The organism is Streptomyces sp. NPDC050448 (assembly GCF_040655295.1).
In the GTDB taxonomy this organism is placed as follows: Bacteria; Actinomycetota; Actinomycetes; order Streptomycetales; family Streptomycetaceae; genus Streptomyces.
This window is the reverse complement of sequence record NZ_JBFAJR010000048.1, coordinates 36,911-43,945: the sequence shown is the minus strand read 5'-3', so window position 1 is coordinate 43,945 and position 7,035 is coordinate 36,911. Positions and strand designations below refer to the sequence as shown.

Here is a 7,035-nt window from a genome sequence, read left to right as displayed (position 1 = left end):
TTGGTGCTGGTCATGAGGGGGGTGGTTCTCCTGTCGGTGCCCTATCAGGCTAACCCGCCGAAGCGGGACGTCTCGCCTAAGGCTGACAGAGAGGGCATCCGCTCGCGGTACACCGCGCGCAGGCTTTCCGGGTAGCCGGTGGTGTCGTTGAGCGCGGCGACGGCGGCGTGCTGGATCGCGGTGAACGTCCCGGAGTCGGTATGGGTCTTCACGGCCCGTAGGGCGTCCACGACGTCGGCGCTTCCGGCGGCGAACCCCACGCGCCAGCCCGGCATGTTGTACGCCTTGGACAAGGAGTGGAACTCGATGCCGCACTCCATTGCGCCCGGTGCCTGGAGGAACGACGGCGGGGGCGCGCAGTCGTAGTAGATCTCGCTATACGCGGCATCGGAGGCCACCACGATGTCATGCCGCACAGCGAACCGCGCCAGCTCGGCGTAGAAGCCCGAAGTGGCCAGCGCTGCCGTGGGGTTGTTGGGATAGCAGACCCAGAACAGCTTGGCCCGCCGCGACGGCGGCCGGGATGGCGGCCAGGTCCGGCAGGAATCCGTTCTCCTCCCGCAGCGGTACGCGCACCGCCTCCGCACCGCACCACCGCGCCCACGTCCCGTACACCGGGTACGCCGGATCGGGCACCAGAACCACGTCACCCGGCTCCGCGTAAGCCATCGTCAGGTGCGCCATCGCCTCCTTGCTGCCCAGCGTGGCCAGGACCTCCGTCTCCGGATCGATGCGGAGCCCGAAGCGGCGCCCGAGATGTCCGGCGGCCGCCTCGCGCATCGCCTGCGTGCCGGCGTACGGCGGATACCGGTGCGTCGAAGGATCCCGGACGGCCTGGCGCATGGCCTCGACGATGTGCGGCGGAGTCGGCAGATCACAGTCGCCCACCCCCAGCGGCACGGGCGCCGTACCGTCCCGCGCCGCCCGTCCCTGGGCCCGGTCGATGAAGGAGAACAGGTAGTCGTCGGTCTGCAAGAGACGTGAGGCACGCCTGGGCAAAAGGCCCTCCTGAAATCGAACGAGCACATTACGGCCCACATGCCGAAGACCAGCAGCCGCGCCACCATCTTGCCCACTACGTCGGTCCGTTGCCGATGCCGTCTGGCTGATACGCGCCCTACCGGCGTGGCGGTTCGATGCCTCACTGTCATCTGGGGCGACGGCCAGGCCGGAATCCTGTGGGGCCTCGCCCCGAACGTGCGGGGGAGAGAGGAACGCGAAGGGGAGGTCCAGTGGCAGAGGCAAAGCGTCCCGTGATACCGGATGTGCGCTTGCCGAACCATGGCGGGGACTGGACCGCGGAAGACAAGGCCAGAGTGGCCGCTGAGATAGGTGCCGCATGCCGGAGCGGCGGGTACTTCTTTCTGTACCATCACGGGATCGATGCCGACTTGTTGTCTGCCGTGTACGAAGAAACACGGCGATTCTATCGTCTGCCCGCCGCAGAGAAGATCAAATACAATTCCAGTGAGCGGTCCCAGTTTCTGGGATACCGCGGTCTGGGCCGGGAGAAGAGTACGGCGCACGCCGGTGCCGAGGCGTGCGAACAGTACCGCATCGGAAACACCAAGGGCGCACTCGGTGCACCCGTAGCTGCCGACTTCTACCATGCCCCTTTCGAGAAGGGGGCATGTCTCTTCAAGCACTTGGTGGACCTGGGGGACAGGGTGCTCTCGGCATGTGCGGATGACCTGGGCCTGCCAGCGGCAGATTTTGACTCGTCCATGAACTCCCCGATGCTGTGAGCGGTCACGGTTTTCCCCATCTTGGGTGGTTTGAGCGTCACGTAATTCCTCACCCCGATTTCTCCTAATTGGCCATGGGTACGAAGGCGTTCGGGATCGAGGGACCTGGTCATCGCGGCGACGGTGATGTGTCCCTGGACCTGCTGGTCGGACAGCCGATGGACACGCCGATGGCAAGGAGAACGCTGGTCGTGGTCGACATCACCGAGATCTACGTCCACTGGTACGCGGGGCGCTCGAAGAGCGATCTGGCCCGGTCGCTGGGGGTGGACCGCAAGACGGTCAGGAAGTACCTGGCGCCGGCGGAAGCGTCGGGGATCGCTCCGGGCGGGCCCCCGATGAGCGAGGCGGACTGGGGAAAGCTGATCAAGGGGTGGTTCCCGGAGTTGGCTGATCGGCGCCTGCGGCAGCTGACCTGGCCCGAGATCGACCAGCACCGCGACTTCGTCGAGAGCCTGCTGGGGAAAGTGACCGTCTCGACGATCCACCAGCGGCTGCGGGACGAGCACAAACTCGTGGTCTCCCAGTCCTCCCTCCGCCGCTGGATCCGCGACACGCTGCCCGACGAGGTGAAGAAGTCGCAGGTCACGGTCCTGCGGGACGAGGTCGAGCCGGGCTCGGAGGCCCAGATCGACTACGGCTTCCTGGGGCAGTGGATCAACCCGAGGACGGGCAAGCGGCACCGGATCTGGGCGTTCGTGATGGTGCTGCCCGCTTCGCGTCACATGTTCATGAGGCCCGTGGTGCATCTCGACCAGCACGCCTGGACCAAGGCCCACGTTGCGGCGTTCGAGTACTTCGGCGGCGTCCCGCGGCGGCTGGTGCCCGACAACCTCAAGACCGGGGTCGACAAGCCAGATCTCTACGACCCGAAAATCAACAAGGCTTATGCCGAACTCGCCACCCACTATGGCGCGTTGGTAGATCCAGCTCGCGCTTTGAAGCCAAAAGACAAGCCCCGGGTGGAGCGGCCCATGCCCTATATCAGGGACTCGTTCTGGCGCGGGCGGGAGTTCGCCTCGCTCGAACAGATGCAGAGGGATGCGGTCATCTGGAGCCGCGACATCGCCGGGCGCCGTGACTGCCGGCCGCTGGACGGGGCAGCACCGGCGGCCGTCTTCGCGGCGGTGGAGGCGGAGACGCTGCTGCCGCTGCCGCCCACCGCGTTCGTCCTGGCCCGCTGGTCGACGGCGACGGTCGGCCCCGACATCCTTCTGTTGACTGAACTACGGCCAGAGATTCCGCAGTTCAGGGGACGGATACGCGCTCCAGGGTCTACGTTTCCTGGTCGTGATCGGAGACGAGGAAAAGCATCGAGATCTGGCCGCATTGGCCGTTCCTGCGGTCGGGTCGTTGCTGGCGACCGGAAGCCGATGGGAGCCGTATCGTCTGGTCGACCCGAGCGGCGCCGGCGTCCAGGCGGTGACGGACTACTTCCGCGACCTGCAGGCAGCCGGCCGCACCGAATCAACGGTGCGTTCCTACGGGATGGACCTGCTGCGCTGGTTCCGCTTCCTGTGGGCGATCGACGTGTCGTGGGACCGTGCCACGCGAATCGAAGCGAGAGACTTCTGCCGGTGGCTGCTGATCAACGGACAGCCCGATCGCCCTCACTGGCGCTCGGGGCAGCCATCGGGACCGTCGCCGAGCCCGGCGAAGCCGTACGCGGCCTCGGTGCGGGCTCACAACGAGACGGTGCTGCGCTGCTTCTACGCTTTTCACCTGGACATCGCTACCGGGCCCATGCTGGTCAACCCGTTCCCGTTGGACCGATCGCGTCGAAGCGGCCGGGTGAACGCGCACCACAACCCGATGGAGCCGCACCGCAACGGGGACAGGTCTCTACCGGCCCCGGGTCCCGAAGCGCATTCCGCGCAGTATCCCGGATGAGGAGTTCAACGAGATCTTCGCCAAGCTCCCCTCGCACCGGGACCGGGCGTTGGTCGCGTTCTACGTCTCCACCGGGGCGCGGGCTTCGGAGCTGTTGTCGACGCTGCAAGGCGGGGTCGCCCCCGGGCGACAGCTGATCTCGGTGGTCCGCAAGGGCACGGGGGCGGTCCAGGAACTCCCGGCGTCCACCGACGCGTTCGTCTGGCTGCGGCTCTACCAGGTCCAGATGGACGATCTCATCCCGAGGGGCCGTCGCCTGCCGTTGTGGTGGACACTTCGACGCCCGGTCCGCCCGCTGACCTACCACGCGGTGCACCGCATGTTCGAGCGAGTGAATCAGCTGGTGGGAACCTCGGCGACGCTCCACGCACTACGCCATACTGCAGCGTTCCGCATGGCCGAGGACCCGGCGCTGCCACTGACTGACGTCCAGCTCGTCCTCGGACATGCACAGCTCACCACGACACAGCTCTACCTGACGCCCCGCAAGGAAGACGTGATCCGTCGGGTCCTGGTCCATCACGCTGAACAGAGTCGGCAGGCCGCCGAGCGGAAGGCACCCGCTCCGGCGCCGGGCTATCGGCCGGAGACGATGAACGTGCTGTTCGGCAAGGGTATCGCGTGATCGTCACTGACCTCCTGGCCGCTGCACCTGTGGTCTCCCGGCCTCATCTCTCGGCCGAGCAGCAGACCGAGAAGTTCCCGCCGCGACCCGTCTCGGCACACTGGCCTGCTGCCGAGATGGACCGCGACGGAGTGCTGCGGATGTGGATCGAGGCGACGCCGCGGCAGGAGGACCCTCGCACCCACGACTTCCGTCGGCGCGGCCTGATGCTGATGCTGGACTGGCTGCAGGAGCAACCGGGCCGGACCTGGCACGAGCGCTGGCACGCGAGCGGCGCCGATGCGGCTGGTGAGCGCTGGGCCGATGGCCCGGCGAGCTGGCTGGAGCGGCACGGCAAGTTCTCGCGGAGCCGGCTGGAGACCATGACCAGCTCCCTGGTCGTCATGATCGGGGCCGACGTCATCCGGCCCTCGCTGGGCTGGTTGCTCACCGGGGGCAAGAAGCGCAAGCTCGCACGGAACATGATCCGCTCCCGCGACGCCGGCGGCTTCGTCCGGCTGGACGACTTCTGCCGGGCCGATCCCGGGATCAGTGACTTGGCCCGTCACGCCGTCTTGTTCCGCACCGCGGTGACCATCGCCGCCAAGGGCGGGACGGTGGCCGACATCGTGGTCGGGGACCTGCTGGAGGTTCTGGCGGTCGAGGCCCAGTTGCGCGGGAGCCGCCGCTCCGGCTCGGCCACGTTCCGGGCACTGCGCGAGACCGGCGTCTTCGGCGCCGGCGTCCCCACACTGCGCGAGATCCGCAGCATCGGCCAGCGGTCAGTCGAGGAGCTCGTCGACCGCTACCCGATCGCCTGCCGTCCGATCCGCGATCTGTTGGTGGAGTATCTCAAGGAACGACAGCCCGCCCTGGACTACGGCACGCTGCGCGGGCAGACCTACCAGTTGGCCAAGTGCTTCTGGCAGGACCTGGAGCTGCACCATCCCGGCATCGACTCGCTGCGTCTTGCCGCCGATGTCGCAGCCGCCTGGAAGCAGCGCTTGCGCACCCGGCGGACCACGACCACCACCGGCAGCGGGGACCGGATCCAGGTCGCCGTCGAGCGGCTCGGCTACCAGGACACCCTGGCCTGCGTCCGAGCGTTCTACCTGGATCTGGCCCAGTGGGCCCTGGAGGACCCCGGCCGGTGGGGTCAGTGGGTCGCGCCCTGCCCTGTCAGCCAGCAGGACCTGAACCGGCGCAAGACCACCCGGCGGCGCAAAGCACGAATGGACGCCCGCACCCGCGAACGGCTCCCCGTGCTGCCGATCCTCGTCCGGTCCGCCGACCAGCAGCGCCGGGACTCAGCAGCCCTGCTCGCCGCTGGACGACTGGCCGGCCCGGGGCAGCAGTTCAGTGCCGCCGGCCAGACCCTGATCCGGATCCGCCGGCCGCACGCGAACCCGGACAACGTCTGGGGCGAGGACCTGGCCACCGGGCAGCGGCGCCTGCTCAACCGGGAGGAGGACAACGCCTTCTGGGCCTGGGCCATCATCGAGGTCCTGCGGCACACCGGTGTCCGCGCCGAGGAGATGCTGGAGCTGAGCCACCACAGCCTGGTCCAATACCGGCTGCCGACGACCGGGGAGATCGTCCCACTGCTGCAGATCGCCCCGTCCAAGACCGATGCCGAACGGCTTCTGGTGGTCAGCCCCGAACTGGCCGACGTGCTCAGCGCGATCATCTGCCGGATCCGCGACGCCAGCGGCGCGGTCCCACTCGTCCGCGCCCGGGACTACCACGAACACATCTGGCTGCCACCGGCCCCATTGCTGTTCCAACGCCACGTCGCCGCCGAACCGCAGCGCATCGCCCGGGAGCGGGTCAGCGCGCTACTGGACGATGCCCTCTCCCGCACCGGCCTGATCGACCAGGCCGACGGCACCGCGCTGCATTACACCCCACACGACTTCCGCCGAATCTTCATCACGGACGCCATCCTCAACGGCCTTCCCCCGCACATCGCCCAGGTGATCGCCGGGCACCAGGACATAGCCGTGACGATCGGCTACAAGGCCGTATATCCGGAGGAGACCATCAGGTCCCACCTGGCCTTCCTCGCGCGTCGCAGAGCCCTTCGCCCGAGCGAGGAATACCGCACTCCCACCGACGCCGAGTGGCAGGAATTCCTCGGCCACTTCGAGCGGCGAAAGGTCGCCACCGGGCTCTGCGGACGCGCTTTCTCAACCCCTTGCATTCATGAACACGCCTGCCTGCGATGTTCGATGCACTGGCCCGATCCTGACCAGCGCTTCCGTATCGAGGAGATCCGCGACAACCTCATCGCGCGTATCGCCGAAGCCGAGCGCGAGGGATGGCTCGGCGAGGTCGAGGGCCTGCAAGCCAGCCTGGCGGGCGCCAACGACAAGCTCGCCCAGATCGACGCGCTCGTCAACAGGCGGTCGACCGCCGTCGAACTCGGCATGCCAGGTTTCGGGCAGTCCACAGGAACCGTCGAAACGACGAAGCCGGCATCGTGATCGACGTCAACGGCGGGCGAAGATCAAAACGGAACCGACAGTCCAGCGTCGCGCAGCTGGGCCAGAGCGACGGACATGCACTGCTGGACAGTCCTGCCGTCAGCTCGCATGCCATGCGCCAATGGGCCGCCGCTGGCAGCGAACGTCCACGCTGGCGCGTTGTCAGCCAGCCTCTCCGCGTCCATCCTGATCATGGCGTTCACCCCCTGCTCGCCCAGCCACTCCAGTATCAAGAGCGTCACGTCCTCGACGCCGCGATCCTCATCGGTCTTTGGCCAGCGGCCTCGGTTCCCAGTCATCGCCCCGACTCTAT

5 protein-coding genes and 2 pseudogenes are annotated in these 7,035 nt (G+C 67.6%); 5 read left to right on the top strand and 2 right to left on the bottom strand.

Annotation, left to right across the window (positions count from 1 at the left end; genetic code table 11):
- Positions 1-44: 44 nt before the first annotated feature.
- Positions 45-843 (bottom strand): annotated as a pseudogene (locus AB0I68_RS35275) (aminotransferase class I/II-fold pyridoxal phosphate-dependent enzyme).
- Positions 844-1,232: 389 nt separating this feature from the next.
- On the opposite strand from AB0I68_RS35275, the gene AB0I68_RS35270 reads away from it, so the two are divergent.
- The 5 genes and pseudogenes from AB0I68_RS35270 (at position 1,233) to AB0I68_RS35250 (ending at position 6,722) form a co-directional block, all read left to right on the top strand.
- Entirely contained in the window at positions 1,233-1,745 is a 513-nt protein-coding gene (locus tag AB0I68_RS35270) for a 2-oxoglutarate and iron-dependent oxygenase domain-containing protein (protein WP_363181483.1), read from the top strand.
- Positions 1,746-1,936: 191 nt separating this feature from the next.
- Positions 1,937-2,953 (top strand): annotated as a pseudogene (gene istA / locus AB0I68_RS35265) (IS21 family transposase); the annotation flags it as partial.
- A gap of 82 nt (positions 2,954-3,035) precedes the next feature.
- Positions 3,036-3,635, top strand: a complete 600-nt coding sequence (locus tag AB0I68_RS35260) for a site-specific integrase (protein WP_363181485.1) — start codon at positions 3,036-3,038, stop codon at positions 3,633-3,635.
- 49 nt (positions 3,636-3,684) lie between these two features.
- Complete coding sequence (locus tag AB0I68_RS35255) at positions 3,685-4,260, top strand: site-specific integrase (protein ID WP_363181482.1); 576 nt, start codon at positions 3,685-3,687, stop codon at positions 4,258-4,260.
- Positions 4,257-6,722: a site-specific integrase gene (locus AB0I68_RS35250; RefSeq protein WP_363181480.1), complete on the top strand. Its 2,466-nt coding sequence runs from the start codon at positions 4,257-4,259 to the stop codon at positions 6,720-6,722. Before AB0I68_RS35255 ends, AB0I68_RS35250 begins: the two co-directional genes overlap by 4 nt.
- Positions 6,723-6,745: 23 nt before the next feature.
- Here AB0I68_RS35250 and AB0I68_RS35245 read toward each other — a convergent pair whose 3' ends face one another.
- A complete protein-coding gene (locus AB0I68_RS35245; protein WP_363181479.1) occupies positions 6,746-7,021 on the bottom strand; it encodes a hypothetical protein in 276 nt (91 codons plus the stop codon).
- Between the last annotated feature and the right edge of the window lie 14 nt (positions 7,022-7,035).